Raw genomic sequence first — 20,962 nt, 5'->3', positions numbered from 1 at the left:
GGCAGTCGCAGTACGTGGGCCGCGGCGACCACGAGCGAATGCAGCCCCCTGCGCCGACGCGGTTGGGCCGGGCAGCATCGGGTCGGCTGTTCCGCCAGGTCAGCTGCGGGTTCAGTGAAGTGGCACAACCTGCCTAAATGGGCGATACCGGCAGGTCGGCATCAGGCGGTCGATGTCCGCTCACCACCTAGCCGCGGCCCGCAGCCGTACCGACGCGCGCCTGACCACGGATTTCGTTGCAGTCGGCGCACTCAGACTCGTTTCAGCTAATTCCAACGGCCCTGAAATCGGCCCTACCTGGTGTTTCCAGGTCGCCAATAGGGGCGTGGAATCCACAGCTAACCAAAAGCCTGAGTTTTTCCTGAGATCGTTTGCTATGGTTCAGCGCGCCAGCGTTACCCAGATCACAGCCCAGGGGGAGTCAACGATGACGTCACGCCCAACGCCACCCAAGCTCAGCAAAGCCAAGGCCGCTGCCGTTACTGCGGCCGCGGTGGCCACGACTGCAGCCTTGACCGTGGGCGTAACGTCCCCGATGTTCCAGGCTCAGCCACTGCAGCAGCAGACGATTGCCGCTGAGCAGCTACCCGTCGACCTCGCAGCTCTTCCACTCGACATTGAGATACCCGATATCGTCGGTGTGTACGGCGTGGGGCCGATCTTCTGGGTGGCCGACGCGCTCGGCCTCACACCGATCGACCTCGCCAAAACGGTATTGGGCGCCATTGGAGGCGACGAGCTCTCTGCAATCGTTGATCTCCTCGACGCCATCACCCCCGTCGAGATGGGTGCACCCGGCCCGCTTCCGAGCGACGTCTACAACGCGGTCAACGGCCTGGAGTACACCGGCGATCTAGTGCTCGGATTGGTTCCGGAGGCCGTTCGCGACCTCCCTATCACCCTTGCTGGCGCAGCATTGGTGAATCTCTTTCTCGGCGACGACATAGTCGCATGGAATTCCACATTCGGCGAGGCCGCGCAGGCCATCGTTGCCCGGACTCCGATCGTCAACCAGCGGCGGGCCATCATTCTGTCCGAGGGCTTGGGTGGGTTGACGACATCGCTTGCGTACCGCGACATGATCGAAGCGGTTACCTCCGACAGCGACGACTGGGGCGAGGGTGTCACTGGACAGTGGCTGGTTTTCATCAACAACCCCAGCCGGCCGGGCGGCGGGTTGGCAGCGCTTGCAACGCCTTTCACCAACCTCTTTGGACTGAACCTCTCGACGCCTGACGGCGGCAGCTACACCAACGATCCCGACGACCCAACGAAGATCCTCAACACGTCCGTACTGGACATCACCGCCGCGTACAACATCTGGTCGGACGCGCCGACGACGTTGAACCCGTTGGCGTGGGCCAACGCCCTGGCGGGCGGGTTTCTGATCACCTACCTGATCCCGGATGGCCTGAACCTTGGCAACACCAACATAAATCCACTCGACCCCAACGGACAATTCCCCGAACTGCTCGCTGCTGTACTCAACGGCACTGCCGTCATGCTGGACCCCACTGGGGGGCAGGGCCTGGACCTGGTTCCCGGTTGGTCAACTATTGCAGAGCTCGCCACCTTGTTGGGTCTCCGAGGCGTGATCGATGACATCGCTGACCTCACCAAGATCCCTGGGGAGTCATTCTTCATCACATACGACTCGGGCAACCTTCCGATCCTCGAGCCATTGGATCTGTTGCCGCGGTTGCTTGGTCTGGCAGGTGTGGATGTTCCGCAGCCCTTCCATGATTCGATTGAGCGCGCGTTGCGGATGGCGATCAACACCGGCTATCAGGACGTCGACCCGAGCGACCTGGAACGCGATTTCGACATGGGTGGCGAGCAGGCCCTGCTGTGGCATTCAGCGTTGACCCCGAGTGAGCAGTTCGATGCGGGCTGGAAGATCACGAACGCGTTGGTCGATGACATCCAGGCGAACCTGCTCAACCCGGTGGCGTGGACGCCGGAAATCGCCGGGCAGACGGAACTGAACGAAGCTATGAAGGCGATCATCCAGAACGCCGTGTTCATGGCAGTCTCCAACGCCCTCAATGACGGCATCGACACCGTCCGGGGCTTCGCGAACCAGGTGTACAACCAGGTCCGGCCTGCCCTGGACTCCGTTCTGAATGCGGTGGATCAGGCGAACTCGTCGGTTGAAGGTGCGATCGACGACGTGATGAAGGTCGACACACTTGACCCCGCTCCGGCCGTCACTTCCAGCCCCAGCAATCTGAATGTCAGCAACCTGAACGCCAAGGTGGCCGGTCCCGGCGTCACCATCGAAGGTGTCGAAGGCGAGGACAGTGAAGGCGTCGCGCCCGGCGGGCCGACGCTGTTCAAGAAGGCCGCCTCGGACCTCGGTGTCGAAACCCCGACGGTCCTCGACACCGAAAGCCCGTTGGCACCTCCAGCCACGAAGATCGCCAAGGAGCTCAAGGATCAGCGCGTCAAGACCCGCACGGAGTTGAAGACCGCCACTGACAACGTCGGCAAGGAGTTGAAGAAGGTCGGCGACAAGGTCGAGGCGGGCGCCAAGCAGGTCCGAGAGTCGTTCAAGGCCGAGGTGAAGAAGGCCGGCGACAACCTGCAGAAGACCGGCGAGAAGGTGCAGAAGTCGCTCACCCCGACCAAGAAGGTAACCGCGCCAGCACCCGCCGCTAACGAGAACACGGACGAGAAGCAGAAGGACGCCGCCTAGGCGACGAATTCTGTTGGAGGCGCGAGCGCTTCCTCGGCTGCCGGGAGGGGAGAGCCGAGGGAGCGCTCCGCTATTTCAGGCCTGAGTGCGCGGTGAACGCGAAAGCGTCGGCCTGACTCAGTCCTCGACGTCCATCTCGACCAGCACGCGGCGCAGCAGCTTGCCGGTGGCGTTGCGCGGCAACTCGTCGATGAACACCACGTCGCGGGGCACCTTGTGCCGGGCCAGGTTGCCCTTCACGTACTGCTTGATCTCCTCGGCGTCGCGCGCAGCGCCCGGCTCGGCAACGACGAAGGCCCGCAACCGTTTTCCGAACTCGACGTCGTCCACGCCGACCACCGCGACCTCGGCGACGTCGTCGCGCTCCTCGAGCAGGTTCTCCACCTCCTGCGGGAAGACATTCTCCCCGCCGGAGACGATCATGTCGTCGTCGCGGCCGTCGACGAACAGCAGCCCGTTCTCGTCGAAATGACCCATGTCACCGCTGGACATGTAGCCGTCGATGATCTGCTTGGAGCGCCCGTCGGTGTAGCCCTGAAACGGTGCCCCGTTGCGGATGAAGATCCGGCCGCGCCGGTGCGCACCGTGCAGGCGTTGGTCGTCGTCGCCGTAGAGCACCACCTCGCAGGTGACCGGGGCGCGTCCGGCGGTGCCCGGCGCGGCGCGCAACTCGGCCGGTTGGGCGACGGTGGCGATGGCGCATTCGGTGGAGCCGTACATGTTGTACAGAACGTCACCGAAGGTGTCCTGGACCCGTTCGCTCAGGTCCGGACTCAGCGCCGAGCCGGCAATCAGGATCACCCGCAGCGACGACGTGTCGTACTTGGCCAGGGTCGCCGCGTCGAGTTCGACCATGCGGTGCAGCATGGTCGGGACCGCCACCAGCATGTCGGCCCGGTGCTCGGCGATCAGCTCGAGGGTGCGTTCGGCGTTGAACCGGCGGGTGGTCACGATCTTGTTGCCCAACGCCGCGCCGACGGTGTAGGTGGCCCAGCCGGTGCTGTGGAAGATCGGCGAGACGATCACCATCGTGCCCTTGCGCGGGAACGGGATTCGGTCGACGATCTGTGCGGTCGCCAGCGGTGAGACGCTGTCGCGCGGCGCGCCCTTCGGCATTCCGGTGGTACCGCTGGTCAAGATGACCGACCCGCCGGCCTTGCTCGGCGGCGGCATCGGGTCGGTGGAGTTCGAGGCGATCAGCTCGTCGAGGGTGTGCGCGCCCTCGGGCAGCACGGCGCCGTCGTCGACCCAGGTCAGCACGCGGGGCAGCTCAGCGGGCAGCGCGTCGAGCAGGCCGAGGAACTCGCTGTCGTGCAGCACCACCGACACCTTCTCGCGCTCGCAGACCTGCGCGAACTGTGGTTTGGCGAACCCGGTGTTCATCAAGACCATGCGGGCGCCGAGTTTGCCGCAGGCGGCCATCGCGATGACCAGGCCGCGGTGGTCGCGGCAGAGCAACCCGACGACCGATCCCTCCACCACGCCGAGACGTTGCAGGGCGTGCGCCAGCGCCCAGGACTGCTCGTCGACCTGGCCGTAGGTCAGCGTTCCGCGCTCGTCGACGATGGCCGGCAATTCGGGAAACCGCCGGCCGCCCTGGATGGCCATCGTCGCCTGCGGTCCGTAGACGCCGACGAGCTTGGCCCCGGCGACGGTGCCGCGCAGATCTTTGAGGTCGAGCACGCCGGTGTCGACGAGGCGTTTGGCGGCCCGCCCGGCTTCGCCCAGGTGTTGTAGTTTCTGCCGGAAGTTGGCCAGTGCGCTGGTCATTGGATCCCTTGGGGCACGCCGCTTGCAAGCGACTGGGCGAAAAGTTCCGCCGATACTCTCACATCTGTGGTGCTGGACAGGTGTTCGGCTCAGCCTTGCCCGGAACGCCCTGGTTGCTGCAGATCACCGGTTCGGCAGGTCGTCACCAGCGGTAGTCCAGGAACTTCCCGTCGAAGGTGACCACCACCCGGTCACCGTCGGGGTCCGGGCGCCGGCGCACGTCGACGTTGAAGTTGATCGCGCTCATGATGCCGTCGCCGAACTCCTCGTGGATGAGTTCCTTGATCGCCGGCCCGTACACCGCCAGCGCTTCGTGGAAGCGGTAGATGGTGGGGTCGGACCGCAGCGCCGGGTCGATGCCGCGGGCGGGCTGGAGCTGCAGGCTTTCGCACACTGCATCTTCGAGGTCGAGCAGCGCGCAGACCCGCTGCGCCTGCTCGGCCGAGAGCGGATGCTGCCCCAGCAGCGCGGCCACGCACCACACCGGCGGTGCGTCCAGTTCGGCGGCGATGTCGGCCCAGCTCAGTTGCTTGCGGATCCGGGCGGCGACCACCAGGGCGGCGGCGTCGGCCTTGTCCATGATCGGTGTCATACGGTTACCTTCCCTTGCTCATCGGAGGCGGGTTGCGACACGGCGGGCACGCCGAATCGCGGCGCTGCCGTACGCGCGTGGGTGGCAAACAGTGTAAGCCCGACGAAGGTGAGACCGCCGACGAGATTTCCTACCACGGTGGGGATTTCGTTCCAGATCAGATAATCGGTGATGGAGAAGTCGCCGCCGAGCATCAGCCCGGACGGGAACAGGAACATGTTGACCACGGAGTGCTCGAAGCCCATGTAGAAGAACAGCATGACCGGCATCCACATCGCGATCACCTTGCCGGACACGCTGGTGGACATCATCGCCGCGACCACCCCGGTGGAGACCATCCAGTTGCACAGCACGCCGCGGACGAACAGCGTGAGCATGCCGGCGCCGCCGTGCTCGGCGTAGCCGACGGTGCGGCTGTGCCCGATCTCGCCGAGCCGCTGGCCCACCTCACTGGGGTCCACGCTGAATCCGTAGGTGAACACGATCGCCATCATCAACGCGACGGTCAGCGCACCGGCCAGGTTGCCGAGGAACACCCAGCCCCAGTTGCGCAACACGGTGCGCACGGTCACCCCGCGCCGCTTGTCCAGCAGGGCCAGCGGGACCAGCGTGAACACCCCGGTGAGCAGGTCGAAGCCGAGCAGGTAGAGCAGACAGAAGCCGACCGGGAACAGCACCGCGCCGAGCAGCGCGTCGCCGGTCTGCACGGTGATCGTCACCGCGAAGGCTGCCGAGATCGCCAGGATCGCACCGGCCATGTACGCCCGGATCAGGGTGTCGCGGGTGGACAGGTGGGCCTTGGATTCACCGGCATCGATCATCTTGCCGACGAACTCGGGCGGGCTGAGATAGGACATGGACGCCAAACCCCTTCTGCTGGACGGTTCGGCCTGCCACGGTGTCGCAGCGCGATTGCGGATCGGCGACGCCGGTGCTGCGGGCGCGTTGCCGGGTCCGCACGGTGCGGCGGTGGTGGCTGTGAGGTTCGGGGGTGGGTGCTCACCCTGGTCTATGGTGTGGGGCCAAGCACCTGGCCCGCAGCCGAGGAGGGGTTCGATGCGCTGGTCGGCGATACGTCAACTGCTTCTGCTGGGGGCCTTGCTGCTGGCCGCCGTCATCATCTGGCTCGACCTGAAGACCCAGATGTGGCAGGAGTTCGTCATCCTGTCCGGTTTGGCGGCCGGCATCGTCACCTTCGTCCTCACCGCCCTGGTCATCGACCGCGTGGTCGCGATGTCCACCCGAGAGAGTTGGCTGCCGCTGACCCGGCTGGCGTTGTCGGACATCCTGCACACCGTCGCCGACGACTCGGCCAGCGACTTCGCCCGAGGCCACATCGTCGCGCATCTGATCGACCCGGTCGCAGATCTGCCACCCGACGAGCTGAAGGCGGCACTGCATTCGCTCCGCGAGGAGGTGCTCGGCGAACGCACCCGGTTGTCCCGGGCGATCGCGCAGTGGTCATCGTTTCTCATCTCGAATTCGGATTCACAGAACCTGCTTGACCATTCAGCGATCATCGCCGTGCAACTCGACACCCTCCGGGACCTGTCGTTGGAGGTCGAGCGGGACGACCGCGGGACGACGCTGGACGACCTCAACCGGGAGGTCGAGAAGTTCAATTCCGCGACGAACGCGCTCGTCGACGAACTGCACAGAGCGCTTGACGCCGCACGACACTGAGACATCGGGGGTTGCATGGGATCCGGCTGGGATTCGGAACCCGGCGCCCAGCGTGAGTTGGTTAACCGCGTTCGCTTTCAACCTCATTTTGTGAGGACGGAAAGGTTCGCCGCAGTTCGCTAACGCACTGCAGTACGGGCACAAATGTTGGTGCCCCCCAGTCGGACTCGAACCGACACTTGGTGGATTTTAAGAAGGGGCTGGCCGGACCCCGATCACGTGGACCAGTTCACGGGGTCCGGCCACGGACGGGAACAAGAACCCCGTCGGGATGTCTTCTCAGCTGTAGCGTTGCTGCAGCTGAATTTCGGTGTCATCGAGGTAACGCTCGAACTGCAGGATTACGTCGCGATGTCCGGTTTCGATGCCAACGCCGAACGCAGTCGTCAGCAGATGCAGTTCGGCGGCTCGGACCTTCTCCACCCCTTTCGGCGATGGCCGCGCCGACTCGCGGGCGGTGGTTGCCGGCCGCCATGAACTCCGACATCAGTGCGCCGGTGCCCTCCTCCCCACTGAACTCCCACAGCACCCGCAACTGCTCGCTGGGACGTGCCCGCATGGCCTCGGTCAGGCGAGCAATGTTGGTGTCGATGCGCCGCCGGACCGCCGAGATGAAAACGCCGTCGATGCTCGGGAAGTAGTACTGCACATGACTGGGAGAGATTCCTGCGTGAGCGGCGATCGCACGGTAACTGACACCGGCATACCCGACGTCGGCCATCACGCGTTCGATCGCCTCGTAGAGAGCATCGCGAATGTTCGAGTCGGCACCGCTACGCCGAGATCCTGCCATCCAAACCCCACTCCGTGACGCCTCCATGTTCGCACCTACCGCGCAACCCACCGTCGCCGCGTTCGCCCAACAAACCGGTGCGGGCAGCGACGCGCTCAGGAATGTGAGCGAAACGACGGGCGGGTCACGACGATGCCGCCTGAGTCAGGCGGTGCGCACGCATCATCGCGGTGAGTTCTCGCTCGACATCGGGACCGGTGGGTGTGTAGATCACCTCACAGAAGCCCATGCCGGCCAGCTTCTGCAGACGAGTCGCAGTCTTCGACTCGTCCCCGACCATCATCCTCGAGTTGATGTGGTCCAGCAGCGCACGGTCACGCTCGGGCAGATCGGTGACGTGTCCTTCATAGGTGTACAAGTGGCGGTGCTCTGGTGCACAGAGCCCTTCGAGCGCCAGGCGCCATTGCCGCCCGCCGGGTAGCGCGTCGACTGCCTCGGGGCCGGCGGTGGCATACGTTTCATGCCAGTCCACCACGCGCCACGGTCCGATGGCTTCCCTGACCCGAACATCGGCCACCTCTTCGCCAGGATCGAGGACCGTCCCGGACACCAAGGTCGCCGTCGGCAGGGTCGGGTGCGGCGGTCCGATGATCCCGTCGGCGAGTTCGCCGGCCAACTTGGCCCCTTTTGGCCCAAATACGCTGAGCCAGATGGGCACGTCGATGGGTCGAGATGCTGCGAGTGTCGGTGCGTGCATCATCTGCACGGCTGCGCCTTCCCATACCGGGGTGTGCCCGGCCAGCAGGGCACGAACCGTCTCGACATATTCCCCGAGCCGGGGCAGTGACCATGGCAGTTGTCCGATGGCTCGGCGTGCGGTCCCCCCGGTGCCGAAGCACGTACGAAATCGGCCCTGCGACAACCGCGCAATGGTGGCGATCGACGACGCCATGGCCACCGGCGAGCGCTGCGCGGGCACCAGCACAGCAGTCGACAGAGCGATCTGCGTCGTGCGCTGAGCGGCCAGGGCGAGGTGAACGAACGGGTCCTCCCAGAGCGGGGCAGAGTCGAAGATCCACACTCGGGTGTATCCGAGTTGTTCTGCCAGGACCGCCAGATCAGCGAACTGCGGCGAGGGCGGCAGCCCACACGACATCTCCAGTCCGTTTCCCCTCACCGCGGTGGCTGCCGTGCCCGGTTCGGGGGCCTCGTTGGCGCCCATCTGTTCTTGCTTGGCGTTCATCACCCTCCTGTAGGCGATCGATCAGCCAGTACGAAACCTGGCCGCCAGGAACCCGTTTCACGGTGGACATGACCTCGAGTCGACCTCGGGCACGCTCGACATCGAATCGGAGCAACACAAGTCCTTGCCGTCGATCGTGCCCCGACAGGAGGCGGTGGACGACCACAGCACGGACGTCTTGGCGTCGGCGGTCTCCTTGATGATCCGTTTCACGGACACCTACTGAGACATCTGTGCGCTCGGCATTCGTCCCGTCCTGTCCAACGTGTTCTTTACCGATGAGAATAACGTTCTCCATCGATTTAGTGCAGTCATACAAAACATTGCGATTACCAACGACATCGGTCGGCCGCAAGTCCGAGCCTCGTGCGACTTAACCCGCCCCGGGCGACGTCTCTCGCGCGCCCCCGGCCGTGACCCGCTGCCTCGAATCAGCCGAGGGAGTGCATCCGCGAGCGGTCAGATGATCACCGGATCGGGGTCTACAGCGGCGCGCCGGTGGGGAGATAACCCTGTCGCCTCGCCCGCTGGAATCTCACCGGCATTTTCTGGCGTTTCTCGGTGCCCCCAGTCGGACTCGAACCGACACTTGGCGGATTTTAAGTCCGCTGCCTCTGCCAATTGGGCTATGGGGGCTGTGCACAGGAGATGCTATTTCAGGCCGCCCTCGCCATCGCCGTCGGCTCCGTCGGACGGCAGCAGCCCGATCTGCCGATACACCGCACGCAGATACCGCCGCATCTCGTCGAAATCGGGTGGGTGCGGTTGCAACACACGGTAAGTCACCGCGCCGGCCATCATGTCGATGGCCACATCCACGTCCAGGTCGGCGGCGACGGTCCCCTCCTCCCGTGCCCGCTGAAGGAGTCGGGCCGCGATCTGCCGGCGGGGCAGGATGTAGCGCTCCCAATAGGCGGCCATCAGCGCGGGGTGGCTGACCGCCGAGCCGTACACCCGGGCCACCAGCGCCCGGTACTGCGGAGCCGTCGTGGCGGCGGCCGCGCTGTCGATGGCCGCCTCCACCAGCGCGGCAGGCGAGTGCGCCTCGATCTGCTGCACCGATGCGAACTGCACCTCGTCGACCACCAGCGTCTCGATGGCCGCGGCGATCAGCTCCTCCTTGTTCGACCACCGCCGATAGATGCTCGGCTTGCCGACGCCGGCCAGCTTGGCGATCTGCTCCATGCTGGTGCCCTCGACCCCGCGCTCGATGAACAGTTCCAGCCCTGCCCGCAGGATGGCCAGGTCGGTGCCGCGGTCACGCGGACGTCCCCGCCCGCTCGCCTCGGTCAACGCGTCCTCCCGGCGGACAGCGCGTCCCGCAGCCACCGGTCCAGCTCCGCGACGTCGCCACCGCGCCAGGCCAGGTGCGCATCCGGGCGCACCAGCATCGCCCCGACCCCGTCGTAGCCCAAGCCCACCACGAACTCGCCGAGCCGGCGCCGCGCCGCCTCAAGCCCGGGCCCCTCCCCCGTCGCCGGCTCGAGCAGCGCCCACCGGCCGCCAAGCTCACGATGCAACCGGGTCGGTGTGCCGTCGTCCCGCGTGCACGCCAGGTCGGCAATTCGGTCCCCCGGCCGCGGCTTGCGGCCGCGCCCGCCCAGCGGACCCTTGCGGTAACTCACCCACAGCTGCGACGCCGAATACGTCGCCCACCGCTGCACCACCGGCAACCCGGCGATGCGAATCGCCACCTGATCCCGCAAGTACCGGCCGAGCCGGCTACTGGCCACGTTCATCCGGGTCATCGCACTGGTACCGCGCAGCACATCGGTGGCCAACGGCCGGCGCTCGGCCTCATAGGTGTCGAGCAACGCCTGTCCCGCCGAACCTCGTACCGCCAACGCCAGCTTGAAAGCCAGATTCTCCGCGTCGCCGACCCCGGTGAGCATGCCCTGCCCGCCGAACGGCGCGTGCGCGTGCGCCGCGTCACCGGCGATGAACACGCGCCCGCGGCGGTACGACGACGCCAGCCGCCGATGCACCGTGAACACCGACAGCCATTCGGCCTCCCCGACGCGCACGGTGCGGCCGGTCCGCTCCGGAATGATCGTCGTAACCCGGTCGAGAATCTCGTCATCACTGGGCTTTTCACCGCCACGCGGGTCGTAGGCGAACACCCGCCACAGGTCGTCGCGGCCGGACTCATCCGCCATCGGCATCACCCCGACCAGCCCGTCGGGGTGGACCCAGCCGCTGGTGCCGTCCCGGCTCAGGTCCCAGGCCAGGTGCACGTCGGCCAGCAGGAAGCGCTCGGAGAGTTTGACCCCGGGAAAGTCGATGCCCACCAGCTTGCGGGTGGTGCTGGACGTGCCGTCGCAGCCGACGAGCCAGCGGGCCCGGATCCGCTGCCCGTCAGCCAGTTCCGCCTCCACCGATACGTCATCCTGGCGTAGATCCCGTAAACCGTTGCCCCACTGCGGGGTAACACCAAGATCCGCGAGCCGGTCCCGCAGGGCCGCCTCCACCTTGGCCTGGGACACCACCATGGGCGGCGCGGCGGTGCCCATCCCGGGATCACCGAACATCAGCTTCATCATCGGCCGATCGCCCGCGTAGGTGGTGATGCTCATGGCGCGCAGCGACCCGGACGGCAGGCTGCCCAGCGCCCCGAGTCGCGCCAGCACCTCCGAACCCCGGGCATGCAGGAAGTTCGCCCGCGACGTCGTCGCCGGACCCGCAGCCCGGTCGATCACCCGCACCGACAGCCCGTGCAAGCGCAGGCTGCAGGCCAACGTCAGGCCGGTCGGTCCGGCGCCCACCACGATGACGTCCGTGTCCATCCCGGAACCAGTCATCCCACTACTGTAACGATCCCGTTTCGTAATTTAAAGACCGGTTTTCGCCACGCGTCGGACCGGCCCAGCCTGGTCAATCACGCTGACCCAAACTATTGTGAAGTAGTCATATGTTGATATCGGACCGGGTTTCGACGAGGAGATGATCTCCACATGCGCGCAGCAGAATCCGTAAAGCACACCGGTGGCTGTAAGTGTCGCTGCAACGCCTGCGACGGCGGCCACCACTGCCACAACATCGGCAGCGGCTGCCGAGTCAGACCGTAACGAATCCAGCTGATCAGCCGGCGGGTCCACCCGCCGGCTGATTGCGTTCCTGGCCCACCCGACCTGATCCATCGCCCGCGGATGTGCGCTCAGTAGAGTCGCGGTATGCCCGAGGCGCACGCCACCGAACTGCAACACGGGGAGATCATCGGCCGGCACGACCACCCCGAGGAACGGCTGATCTTCCTCGGCTTCGGGCCACCGGCGATGATGCCGACCGGTCGCGACCATCCCGCCGAAGCGTTGCTGTACGTACTGTCGGTTGGTACCGAAGACGGAATCGGTTTCGCGCTACCGCTGTTCGAAGACGAGACGGTGCTGCGCTACCCGGCCGAACGCTAGACGATCGACAGCGCGATGCCGTCCAGGATGTCGTGCTCACTGACCGTCAAGGTGTCGATACCGGCCCGCTCCCCCAGCATCCGGGCCAATTCATCGACCACGATCGCCCCGCCGCCGATCACGTCGACGCGGCCTTCGTGCATGGGGCCCAACGCAGCTCGCTGCTTGCGGGTCATGGTGATCAGCTCTTTGCACACCTGTTCCAGATCGCCGAAGCCGACCTCGGACAGGTGAATGGCCTCCGGGTCGTAGCTGGACAGTCGGTGCGCCAGCGCGGCGATCGTGGTGAACGTGCCCGCCACCCCGACCCAGGTCTTCGCCCGCACCACCGGCACCGCGGCCAATGCCTCTTCGAGTTTCGCGCGCGCCACCGCGCGGGCTTCGACCACTTCGGCCTCGGTGGGCGGATCCGAATGCAGGCAGCGCTCGGTGAGCCGGACACACCCGATGTCGGTGGAGTGTGACGCCGCCACCCCATCCTCACCGAGCACCACCTCGGTGGAGCCTCCGCCAAGGTCGACGACGACGAAAGGTGCTGCCGCCGAGTCCAGTTCGGCGACCGCCCCGGTGAAGGACAGCTCGGCCTCCTCGGTCCCGCTGATCACCTCGGCCACCGCGCCGGGTACCACGGCGCCGAGCACCTGCGCCGTCATCGAGAAGAACTCGTCGCGGTTGCCGGCGTCCCGGGTAGCCGAGGTCGCCACCATCCGGACCCGCGAAACCTGATGCGTGCGTAGCAGTTCGGCGTATTCGACCAGCGCCACTCGGGTGCGTTCGATGGCCGCCGGGGCCAGCTGCCCGGTGGCGTCGACCCCCTCGCCCAACCGCACGATCTGCATGGTGCGCAATACGTCGGTCAGGCCGTCCTCGCCCACATCGGCGATCAACAGCCGGATCGAGTTGGTGCCGCAGTCGATCGCTCCGACACGCGTCATCGAATCCAGTCCTCCTTCACCAGGATTCCGGCCATCGCCGGTTCGGTGGCCAAGATGGCCAGCGTTTCGTCGCCGAACGGATTGACCCCGGGACCCTTGGCCAGCGAATGCGCGATCAAGACGTGCAGGCACTTGACCCGATCCGGCATCCCGCCGCCGGTGAACGTCGTCCCCAGGTCCTCGATGGCATTGCGCTCGGCCAGATAGGACTCGTGGGCGCGGCGGTAGGCGGCGGCCAGTTCGGCATCGGCGCCCAACCGTTCGGTCATGTCGCGCATCAAACCGGCGGTTTCCAGCCGGCTTGCGGCCGCCGTCAACGCCGGATGCGTCAGGTAGTACAGCGTCGGAAATGGAGTTCCGTCAGGCAGTTTCGGTGCGGTCTTGACCACGGCCGGCTCTCCGTTGGGGCAACGGTAGGAGATCTCCAGTACGCCGCGCGGCTCCCGGCCGAGCTGACGGGCCACCACCTCGAGGTCGGCTGGTTCAACCACCGGGCTGCTCCCCGTCGACCGGCACCGGCTCGCCCTCCGGCGGCGGTGGCGGAACACTGCCCGGTGTCACCGGCGGCTCCGGCAGCGCCGGCGCGGCCGGCGGCGGATGCGGAGTGTCGGCGATGGTCTTCCACAGCGCGGTGTACCACGGGTCGTTACTGAGCGTCACGGTCGGCGCGTCACCGCCGTCCTCGACCGGAACGGACCCGGGCGGCAACTGCACCTGATACGGGATCTCACCGGGCATCACGAAACCGAGCCGCTCGCGGGCCTGCGCGGCGATGTACGCCGGGTCCCCCAACTTGTCCTTCTGCTGTTCGAGCTCGGCGATCTGCGCACGCAGCGACGCCTCGGTGGCGGCCAACTGCTTCATCTCGGTGCGCTGCGCGAAGTAGGTGCGCACCGGCCCGGCGATGGTCAACGTCAGCACACACACCACCGCGGCCAGGATGGCCGCGCGCCGCGCAGTGAACCCCAGCCGTTGTTCGGCCTGCTGCTCTGCGGCGGCAGCCAGGTTCTGCCGCGCCGGCTCGACGATCTCCGGTTTGGCCTTCTGCTGCTGGGCTTCCGGCTTGTCCGGGGTGCGGACTTCCTTGCGCGCGGCCGACGGCTTGGCCGTCGCCTTGCGCGCGGCACCCCGCGGCGCACCACCCGACCGGCCGGCAGTCGCCGGCCGTGAGGTCGGAGAACGCCGCTTGGGGTCGGGCCGCTTGGGGTCAGGCATCGTCGTTGAGGCTACCGGCGCAGCCGAATACCGCGCAGCAACGCGCGCTGTCGGCTACTTGCTCTCGAACCTGGGGAAGGCCAGATCACCGGCGTAGCGTGCGGCGTCACCGAGGGCTTCCTCGATGCGCAGCAGCTGGTTGTACTTGGCCACCCGCTCGCTGCGGGCCGGCGCACCGGTCTTGATCTGGCCGCTGCCGACCGCAACCGCCAGATCGGCGATGGTGGTGTCCTCGGTTTCCCCGGAGCGGTGGCTCATCATGGTGCGGTAGCCGCTGTTGTGCGCCAGCGCGACGGCATCCAGCGTCTCGGTCAACGTGCCGATCTGGTTTACCTTCACCAGCAACGCGTTGCCGGCACACTTTTCGATGCCCTCTTCCAGGCGTTCGGGGTTGGTGACGAACAGGTCGTCGCCGACGAGCTGGATCTTGTCGCCGATCGCGGTGGTCAGCGCCACCCAGCCGTCCCAGTCGTCCTCGGAGAGCGGATCCTCGATGGACACCAGCGGATAGGCGCCGATCAGCTCCTCGTAAAAGGCCGCCATCTCCTCGGCGCTGCGGGTCTGCTTCTCGAACGCGTAACCGGTACCGGCGGTGTAGAACTCGGTGGCCGCGACGTCGAGGGCCAGCGCCACATCGGTGCCCAACTTGAACCCGGCCGTGTCGATGGCCGAGCTGATCAGGTCCAGGGCCGCGCGGGTGCCGGCAACGTCAGGCGCGAAACCGCCCTCGTCGCCCAGACCGGTGGCCAAGCCCTGCTTCTTGAGCACCGACTTGAGCGTGTGGTAGATCTCGGCGCCCCAGCGCAGCGACTCCTTGAAGGTGGCCGCGCCGATCGGGGCGATCATGAATTCCTGCACATCCACCCCGGTGTCGGCGTGCGCACCGCCGTTGAGGATGTTCATCATCGGCACCGGCAGGATGTGCGCGTTCGGGCCGCCCAGGTAGCGGAACAGCGGCAGCTCGGCGGAGTCGGCGGCAGCCTTGGCCACGGCCAGCGAAACGCCGAGGATGGCGTTGGCGCCCAGCCGGGACTTGTCCGGGGTGCCGTCCAGGTCGACCAGAGCCTGGTCGACGACGCGCTGCTCGTCGGCGGACAGCCCGATCACCGCCGGGGCGATCTCGTCGAGCACCGCCTCCACGGCCTTCAGCACTCCCTTGCCCAGGTAGCGCTCACCGCCGTCGCGCAACTCGACGGCTTCGTGCTCGCCGGTGGAGGCACCCGAGGGCACCGCGGCCCGCGCGTAGGTGCCGTCGATCAGGGCAACTTCGACCTCGACGGTCGGGTTGCCGCGGGAGTCGAGGATCTCTCGGGCCGCGACCTGCTCGATGATGGGCACTGCTGTCTCCTTTGCCTTCGCCGATGCTGCGCGTGCCTTCTCGGGTGCTGCGCGGCCATCAGCCTAATCGCGGACCGGCCGCGCCGCGGAACCCGCCCTTACAGCGAGTGGCCTGCGGCGTAGGCGGTGGCCCAATCCCGCACCATCCGGGCGTACTGATCGGAATGGTTGTAGGCGCGCAGCGCCGTGATCCAGCCTTCCGGCGTGGACAGATCCTTACCGCGCGAGCACAGATAGCCGGCTGCCGACAACGCGGCGTCATCGATGTTGTCCGGGCTGATGACGCCGTCGTTGTTGGCATCGACCTTGTAGATCTTCCAGGTCTCCGGGATGAACTGCATGGGCCCCATGGCCCGGTCCATCGTCGGGTCGCCGTCGAGTTTGCCGCCGTCGGTGTCCTCGATCTTGAGGTTGCCCGAGGTGCCGTCGAGTTGGACTCCGCGGATCGGCGGCGAGACATCGCCGTTGGGCGCGAGGGTGGCGCCGCGGTAGGTGCCGTGGTGACTTTCCACCATGCCGATGCCGGCCAACGTCGTCCATTTCAGCTGGCAACGCGGATTCTCCACCTCGGCAACCCGGGCCGCGTAGGCGTAGGCCTCCAGCGCGGTGACCGGGATGTCCAGCGACGGGGCCCGCGCGGCCGCCCAGTTGTGCAGCTGATCGGCCGGCCGGCCCTTGACGTAGGTGTCGATGGCCGGGACCGGGTCGCCGGCCGGCGGCGGGATGCCCTCCGGCATCGGTGACGGGACCAGCCAGGAACAGCTGGAGGCCAGCAACAGGACGGTTGCGCCGACCACCGCAGCGGACTGCAGCCAACGCACCGACACGTTCCCGATACCCCTCTTGGACCGCCGTCGGCCCTACTAGGTCGCTCCTGAGTTAGCGCCCATAGTCGCATGGCTGGGAATTAGCTTCGTGCACCGCGCTGCCGCCCTGCGAGGGTGTAGCGTCCTAATCGCTTGCCGCGTAGGTGAGCCATACCTAGCCTGGCCAGCGCTGACCAGTGCGAAGCATTGCAGCGAGGACACACGATGATCTTCCTCGGAGACATCTCCGGCACGGTGCTGATGGCCAGCCCCAGCACCACCTCCCAGGTATTCGGTAGCGCCCTGATCGGACTGCGCGAAGGCCTGGAGGCCTCGATCGTGGTGATGATCCTGGTGGCCTTCCTGGTCAAGTCCGGTCGGCGCGACGCGCTCAAGTGGGTGTGGCTGGGTGTGACGGCCGCGATCGTGATGACGCTGGCGATCTTTCTGATCATCCAGCTCGGTGAGAACACCCTGACCGATCTGGCCGCCGAAGCGATGGCGGGTATCGCATCGCTGATCGCGGTCGTGATCGTCACCACGATGGTGTTGTGGATGCGCAAAGCCGCCGCCGGCATCTCCGGGCAGTTGCGCGCCGAACTGAGCGAGGCGCTCGAAGCGGGCAACCTGGCGGTGCTGACCCTGGCGTTTCTCGCGGTCGGCCGGGAAGGCGCCGAAACCGCACTGTTCATGGTGGGCTACGCCGCCGAAGGCGCGCTGCTCCCGCTGGGCGGACTGATCGTCGGGGTACTGCTGGCCGCGGCGATCGCGGTCGGCATGTACCGCGGCGCCGTGAAACTCGATCTGGGCAAGTTCTTCCGTTACACCGGTGTGTTCCTGATCGTGGTGGCCGCCGGCATCCTGTCCTACGGGATCGGGGCACTGCAGACCGTCGGCTGGCTGCCGATCCTCAACCGCAAGGCCTTCGACCTGACCGCGTGGTTCGACTGGGACAACTGGTTCATGCGCGCGGTCGTCGAGTTCATCCAGGGCGTCTTCAACATCACGCCGACCCCCACCGTCGCGCAGTTGCTGGCTTGGTCGGCGTACCTGATCATCGTGCTGACCGTGTTCCTGCTGCCGACCTCGCGAAGCGCGCCTGCTCCGAAAACCTCCGCATCCCTGCCCGACTCCGAAAGGTCGACTCCGTGAACCTGATTCCTGCGCTGTCCGCCAAGACCGGCCTGGCCGTGACCGCCGCCGTGCTGACCGGTCTGTCATTGGCCGCTTGCCAAGCCAAGGACACCGCCAGTGACGGCGACGGCAGCACCGCGGAGCCGATCACGGTCACCGCGACCGACGACAGCTGCGAGCTGTCGGCCACCGAGGGCAGCACCGGAGCCAACACCTTCCAGATCACCAACAACGGCGACAAGGTCACCGAGTTCTACGTCTACAGCGCCGGCGAACGCGTGATGGGCGAGGTGGAGAACATCGGCCCCGGGCTGTCCCGCAAGCTGATCGTGCAACTCACCGAACCTGGCGTCTTCCAGGTCGCGTGCAAACCGGGCATGGTCGGCGACGGCATCCGGCACGACTTCACCGTGACCGGTGAGGCCGTGCAGATCGACACCGAAGGCAAGTTCAAGGAAGCCGCCGACAGTTACAAGCGCTACGTGATCAGCCAGGTCGACGCCCTGGTCCCGGCCGTGCAGCAGTTCGTCGATGCCATCAAGCGCGGCGACATCGAAGCTGCCAAGCAACAGTTCCCGATCTCGCGCACCTACTACGAGCGCATCGAACCGGTCGCCGAGTCGTTCCCCAACGACCTCGATCCGCGGATCGACCAACGTGAGGCCGATGTGGTCGGGGACCAGAAGTGGACCGGTTTCCACCGGTTGGAGAAGGACCTGTGGGTGACCGGCCTGCAACCGGACACCAATGCGATCGCTGACCAGCTGGTGGCCGACGTCAAGGAACTCGCCGACGGGGTGAAGTCGCCGGATTGGAAGATCGACTCCACCCAGATCGCCGGCGGGGCGCAAGGCCTGCTCGACGAGGTCGCCAAGAGCAAGATCACCGGCGAGGAAGACATCTTCAGCCACACCGACCTGTGGGATTTCAACGCCAACGTGCAGGGATCGCAAACCGCGGTCGCCTCGGTGCGCCCGATCCTCGACGAGCGGGATCCGGAACTGGGCAAGCGGGTCGATCAGCGCTTCGCCGAGGTCGAGGACCTGCTGATGCGACTGCGCGCCGGCGAGGGCTTCGTGCCCTACGACAAGGTGTCCGAGGCCGAACGCAAGGAACTCTCGCGCGCCATCGACGCGCTGAGCAAGGAGGTCAGCCAGGTGCAAGGTGTCATCGCCGGGCAGTGACTCGGCATCGCCTGCCCGGGAAGGGTTTTCCCGACGCAGGTTGATCGGCGCCGCCGGCGTCGGCGCGGCGGTGGCGGGTGCGGCCGGCGCCGGGATGCTGGCCGGCCGGGCCACCGCGGCCCACGACACCGGAGCACCGCACGCGTCGGTTCCGTTCCGTGGTGTGCACCAAGCCGGCATCGTCACCGAAGCCCAGGACCGGATGCACCTGGCGAGCTTCGACGTCACCACCGAGGACCGCGCCGAACTGGTGGCCATGCTCCAGGAGTGGACGCGGATGGCCGAGCGGATGACCCGCGGCCAGGAGACCGTCCCCGATGGCGCGATCGGGCTCAATCCCTATGCGCCACCGGCGGATACCGGCGAGGCGCTGGGGCTGCCGGCCTCCCAGCTGACGCTGACCATCGGCTTCGGCCCCACCTTGTTCGAAAAGGACGGAGTCGACCGGTTCGGCGTCGCGCACCTGCGTCCCGAGCCACTGGCCGACCTGCCCAAGTTCCCCAACGAGACCCTCGACCCGGCCCGCTGCGGCGGCGACATCTGCATCCAGGCGTGCGCCAACGACCCGCAGGTCGCGGTGCACGCGGTCCGCAACCTGGCCCGGGTCGGCTTCGGTACCGCGGCGGTGCGCTACTCGCAGCTCGGTTTCGGCCGGACCTCGTCGACCACGCGCAGCCAGACCACACCGCGAAACCTGTTCGGGTTCAAGGACGGAACTAACAACGTCAAGGCCGAGGACACCGAGATCCTGGACCGGGACGTGTGGGTGGCCGACGGCGACGGCCCGGGATGGTTGACCGGTGGCACCTACATGGTGACCCGCCGGATCCGGATGCTGATCGAATCCTGGGACCGCACCACGCTGCTGGAGCAGGAACGGGTGATCGGCCGAGCCAAGGGATCTGGGGCGCCCAACGGCTTGGCTGAGGAGTTCGAGCCGCTGGATTTTGAGCTGCTCGGCGCTGACGGCGAACCGGCGATCGACGAGTTCGCGCACGTGCGGCTGGCCGCCCCGGAACACAACGATGGTGTGGAGTTGCTGCGTCGCGGCTACAACTTCACCGACGGCAGTGACGGTTTCGGCCATCTGGACGCGGGGCTGTTCTTCATCGCATTCGTGCGCAACCCGGTGACCGGGTTCATCCCGGTGCAGAGCAAGCTGTCCCGCAACGACCTGCTCAACGAATACATCACCCACACCGGCTCGGCGGTGTTCGCAGTGCCTCCGGGCATTCCCGACGGCGACGCCGACGGCTACTGGGGCTCGACGCTGTTCGGTTGAGCCTCGGGTTCGGTCGGCTCGGGGTTGGCCGGCCAGGCTGCACGCCATTCGTCGGCGCCGGCCGAGGTCACCGCGGCCGCGTCCAGGTCTCCGCGCGCGGCCGCGATCGCCGACTCGGCCGCGCGCACGTCGTCCATGAACTCCAAAACAGCTGTGCGCAGCGCATTCTCGGCGTCCACATCGGCAGACACCGCAACCGTCACGATGGCGGCGGGAACCAGATCCGCGGGCACGCCGGCCTGTTCGGCGCGGCTGAGCACCTTCTGCGCCAGCGCCAACGCCGGCTGCCCGGTCGGCACGTCGTCCATCGCGGAACTACGGTTGCGTTTCTCCAGCGCCTTGCGCTCTTCCCACTGCGCGATCTGCTCTTCGAGTGACACCTCTTCGCCGGCCAGCACCGCGGGCACCCGGTTGGCCAGCTTGCGCACCAACGCATCGGCGACGTCGTCGATGCCGAACGGGTGCTCGGGAGCATCCTCGGCGATCCGGGCGTGAAACAGCACTTGCAGCAACACATCTCCGAGTTCGCTGCACAGCTCCTCGGCGTCCCCGCTGCGCACCGCGTCGAACAGCTCGTAGGTCTCCTCGAGCAGATAGCGGCGCAGCGAGTCGTGGGTTTGTTCACTTTCCCACGGCCCGGCGGTGCGCAACTGATCCATCACCGCGACGGCCTCGACCAGGCGTTCCCCGGCCCGCGGTTCGGGTGCGGCCAGCAGCTTTTCACCGGCCTCGACCCGGCTTCGCACCGCCGGGTGGCGCGGATCCGAGGACAACAGCGTCGGTGCCTGCTCACCGGTGTGCACCGGCCGCGCCGAGGGCAGCGACCAGGCCACCTTCACCGGCAGCTCCTCGGTGTACTGCACGTCACCGGCCAGCAGCGACACCGCCTCCACCGGCACCCAGGTGGGCCGTTGCGGATCGACCAGGATGACCGTCATCGCTCCC

The 20,962-nt window shown here is 66.8% G+C and carries 19 protein-coding genes, 1 tRNA gene and 1 pseudogene; 6 read left to right on the top strand and 15 right to left on the bottom strand.

All coding sequences use genetic code 11. From position 1 onward, the window contains the following. Positions 1-427 precede the first annotated feature (427 nt). The gene (locus AC5Y3P_RS01910) at positions 428-2,695 is read left to right on the top strand and encodes a PE-PPE domain-containing protein (RefSeq protein ID WP_500044175.1); all 2,268 of its coding nucleotides are present in this window, start codon (positions 428-430) and stop codon (positions 2,693-2,695) included. Between the two features lie 117 nt (positions 2,696-2,812). On the opposite strand, the gene AC5Y3P_RS01905 is transcribed toward AC5Y3P_RS01910, so the two are convergent. The 3 genes from AC5Y3P_RS01905 to AC5Y3P_RS01895 all read right to left on the bottom strand — a co-directional run bounded on the left by AC5Y3P_RS01905 (position 2,813) and on the right by AC5Y3P_RS01895 (position 5,914). After that, complete coding sequence (locus AC5Y3P_RS01905) at positions 2,813-4,465, bottom strand: acyl-CoA synthetase (RefSeq protein WP_500044174.1); 1,653 nt, start codon at positions 4,463-4,465, stop codon at positions 2,813-2,815. Between the two features lie 142 nt (positions 4,466-4,607). Continuing rightward, complete coding sequence (gene cynS, locus AC5Y3P_RS01900) at positions 4,608-5,057, bottom strand: cyanase (RefSeq protein WP_500044173.1); 450 nt, start codon at positions 5,055-5,057, stop codon at positions 4,608-4,610. After that, entirely contained in the window at positions 5,054-5,914 is an 861-nt protein-coding gene (locus tag AC5Y3P_RS01895; protein WP_500044172.1) for a formate/nitrite transporter family protein, read from the bottom strand. Before AC5Y3P_RS01895 ends, cynS begins: the two co-directional genes overlap by 4 nt. Positions 5,915-6,113: 199 nt before the next feature. Here AC5Y3P_RS01895 and AC5Y3P_RS01890 point away from each other — a divergent pair, with 199 nt between their 5' ends. Then, a complete protein-coding gene (locus tag AC5Y3P_RS01890; protein WP_500044171.1) occupies positions 6,114-6,740 on the top strand; it encodes a hypothetical protein in 627 nt (208 codons plus the stop codon). A 279-nt stretch (positions 6,741-7,019) separates the two neighbouring features. Here the strand turns inward: AC5Y3P_RS01890 and AC5Y3P_RS01885 are convergent, their stop codons facing one another. The 6 genes and pseudogenes from AC5Y3P_RS01885 to AC5Y3P_RS01860 form a co-directional block, all read right to left on the bottom strand. After that, positions 7,020-7,163 (bottom strand): hypothetical protein, encoded by a 144-nt coding sequence (locus tag AC5Y3P_RS01885; RefSeq protein WP_500044282.1) that lies wholly within the window; start codon positions 7,161-7,163, stop codon positions 7,020-7,022. A 247-nt stretch (positions 7,164-7,410) separates the two neighbouring features. Continuing rightward, positions 7,411-7,461 (bottom strand): annotated as a pseudogene (locus AC5Y3P_RS01880) (hypothetical protein); the annotation flags it as partial. Positions 7,462-7,657: 196 nt separating this feature from the next. Next, positions 7,658-8,716, bottom strand: coding sequence for an LLM class flavin-dependent oxidoreductase (locus tag AC5Y3P_RS01875; protein WP_500044170.1), 1,059 nt, complete (start codon positions 8,714-8,716; stop codon positions 7,658-7,660). Positions 8,717-9,278: 562 nt separating this feature from the next. After that, positions 9,279-9,352, bottom strand: a tRNA-Leu gene (locus tag AC5Y3P_RS01870). A gap of 15 nt (positions 9,353-9,367) precedes the next feature. After that, positions 9,368-10,009, bottom strand: coding sequence for a TetR/AcrR family transcriptional regulator (locus tag AC5Y3P_RS01865; RefSeq protein WP_500044169.1), 642 nt, complete (start codon positions 10,007-10,009; stop codon positions 9,368-9,370). Further along, entirely contained in the window at positions 10,006-11,514 is a 1,509-nt protein-coding gene (locus tag AC5Y3P_RS01860; RefSeq protein ID WP_500044168.1) for an FAD-dependent oxidoreductase, read from the bottom strand. The genes AC5Y3P_RS01865 and AC5Y3P_RS01860 overlap by 4 nt, the downstream gene beginning before the upstream one ends. A 372-nt stretch (positions 11,515-11,886) precedes the next feature. On the opposite strand from AC5Y3P_RS01860, the gene AC5Y3P_RS01855 reads away from it, so the two are divergent. Next, positions 11,887-12,123, top strand: coding sequence for a hypothetical protein (locus tag AC5Y3P_RS01855; RefSeq protein WP_500044167.1), 237 nt, complete (start codon positions 11,887-11,889; stop codon positions 12,121-12,123). Here AC5Y3P_RS01855 and AC5Y3P_RS01850 read toward each other — a convergent pair. The 5 genes from AC5Y3P_RS01850 to AC5Y3P_RS01830 all read right to left on the bottom strand — a co-directional run bounded on the left by AC5Y3P_RS01850 (position 12,120) and on the right by AC5Y3P_RS01830 (position 16,432). Beyond that, positions 12,120-13,058: a Ppx/GppA phosphatase family protein gene (locus tag AC5Y3P_RS01850; RefSeq protein ID WP_500044166.1), complete on the bottom strand. Its 939-nt coding sequence runs from the start codon at positions 13,056-13,058 to the stop codon at positions 12,120-12,122. The two genes, AC5Y3P_RS01855 and AC5Y3P_RS01850, sit on opposite strands and share 4 nt — an antisense overlap. Beyond that, a complete protein-coding gene (locus AC5Y3P_RS01845) occupies positions 13,055-13,549 on the bottom strand; it encodes a DUF501 domain-containing protein (RefSeq protein WP_500044165.1) in 495 nt (164 codons plus the stop codon). Before AC5Y3P_RS01845 ends, AC5Y3P_RS01850 begins: the two co-directional genes overlap by 4 nt. Beyond that, the gene (locus AC5Y3P_RS01840) at positions 13,542-14,273 is read right to left on the bottom strand and encodes an FtsB family cell division protein (protein WP_500044164.1); all 732 of its coding nucleotides are present in this window, start codon (positions 14,271-14,273) and stop codon (positions 13,542-13,544) included. Before AC5Y3P_RS01840 ends, AC5Y3P_RS01845 begins: the two co-directional genes overlap by 8 nt. 54 nt (positions 14,274-14,327) lie before the next feature. Then, a complete protein-coding gene (eno, locus tag AC5Y3P_RS01835; RefSeq protein ID WP_500044163.1) occupies positions 14,328-15,611 on the bottom strand; it encodes a phosphopyruvate hydratase in 1,284 nt (427 codons plus the stop codon). Positions 15,612-15,709: 98 nt separating this feature from the next. Further along, positions 15,710-16,432 carry a lytic transglycosylase domain-containing protein gene (locus AC5Y3P_RS01830; RefSeq protein WP_500044275.1) on the bottom strand — a complete coding sequence of 241 codons (723 nt, stop codon included), beginning with the start codon at positions 16,430-16,432 and terminating at the stop codon, positions 15,710-15,712. A gap of 210 nt (positions 16,433-16,642) precedes the next feature. On the opposite strand from AC5Y3P_RS01830, the gene efeU reads away from it, so the two are divergent. From efeU to efeB, 3 genes are read left to right on the top strand one after another with little or no spacing between them, the layout of a single operon-like run. Then, positions 16,643-17,569 (top strand): iron uptake transporter permease EfeU, encoded by a 927-nt coding sequence (efeU, locus tag AC5Y3P_RS01825; RefSeq protein ID WP_500044162.1) that lies wholly within the window; start codon positions 16,643-16,645, stop codon positions 17,567-17,569. Then, positions 17,566-18,735, top strand: a complete 1,170-nt coding sequence (gene efeO / locus AC5Y3P_RS01820) for an iron uptake system protein EfeO (RefSeq protein WP_500044161.1) — start codon at positions 17,566-17,568, stop codon at positions 18,733-18,735. Before efeU ends, efeO begins: the two co-directional genes overlap by 4 nt. Next, a complete protein-coding gene (gene efeB, locus AC5Y3P_RS01815) occupies positions 18,716-20,017 on the top strand; it encodes an iron uptake transporter deferrochelatase/peroxidase subunit (protein WP_500044160.1) in 1,302 nt (433 codons plus the stop codon). The genes efeO and efeB overlap by 20 nt, the downstream gene beginning before the upstream one ends. Here the strand turns inward: efeB and AC5Y3P_RS01810 are convergent. Further along, positions 19,990-20,955 (bottom strand): nucleoside triphosphate pyrophosphohydrolase, encoded by a 966-nt coding sequence (locus AC5Y3P_RS01810; RefSeq protein ID WP_500044159.1) that lies wholly within the window; start codon positions 20,953-20,955, stop codon positions 19,990-19,992. The genes efeB and AC5Y3P_RS01810 overlap by 28 nt on opposite strands. Positions 20,956-20,962: the final 7 nt, after the last annotated feature.

This window comes from Mycobacterium sp. NGS45, from assembly GCF_059812645.1.
Note: the sequence above shows the minus strand (reverse complement) of the source record. Positions and strands in the feature narration are given on the sequence as shown.

Excerpts from the sequence above, each read along its gene's own strand:
- AC5Y3P_RS01910 (WP_500044175.1), top strand. The coding sequence starts at position 428 with ATGACGTCACGCCCAACGCCACCCAAGCTCAGCAAAGCCAAGGCCGCT.
- AC5Y3P_RS01905 (WP_500044174.1), bottom strand. The coding sequence starts at position 4,465 with ATGACCAGCGCACTGGCCAACTTCCGGCAGAAACTACAACACCTGGGC.
- cynS (WP_500044173.1), bottom strand. The coding sequence starts at position 5,057 with ATGACACCGATCATGGACAAGGCCGACGCCGCCGCCCTGGTGGTCGCC.
- AC5Y3P_RS01895 (WP_500044172.1), bottom strand. The coding sequence starts at position 5,914 with ATGTCCTATCTCAGCCCGCCCGAGTTCGTCGGCAAGATGATCGATGCC.
- AC5Y3P_RS01890 (WP_500044171.1), top strand. The coding sequence starts at position 6,114 with ATGCGCTGGTCGGCGATACGTCAACTGCTTCTGCTGGGGGCCTTGCTG.
- AC5Y3P_RS01875 (WP_500044170.1), bottom strand. The coding sequence starts at position 8,716 with ATGAACGCCAAGCAAGAACAGATGGGCGCCAACGAGGCCCCCGAACCG.
- AC5Y3P_RS01860 (WP_500044168.1), bottom strand. The coding sequence starts at position 11,514 with ATGACTGGTTCCGGGATGGACACGGACGTCATCGTGGTGGGCGCCGGA.
- AC5Y3P_RS01855 (WP_500044167.1), top strand. The coding sequence starts at position 11,887 with ATGCCCGAGGCGCACGCCACCGAACTGCAACACGGGGAGATCATCGGC.
- AC5Y3P_RS01850 (WP_500044166.1), bottom strand. The coding sequence starts at position 13,058 with ATGACGCGTGTCGGAGCGATCGACTGCGGCACCAACTCGATCCGGCTG.
- AC5Y3P_RS01840 (WP_500044164.1), bottom strand. The coding sequence starts at position 14,273 with ATGCCTGACCCCAAGCGGCCCGACCCCAAGCGGCGTTCTCCGACCTCA.
- efeU (WP_500044162.1), top strand. The coding sequence starts at position 16,643 with ATGATCTTCCTCGGAGACATCTCCGGCACGGTGCTGATGGCCAGCCCC.
- AC5Y3P_RS01810 (WP_500044159.1), bottom strand. The coding sequence starts at position 20,955 with ATGACGGTCATCCTGGTCGATCCGCAACGGCCCACCTGGGTGCCGGTG.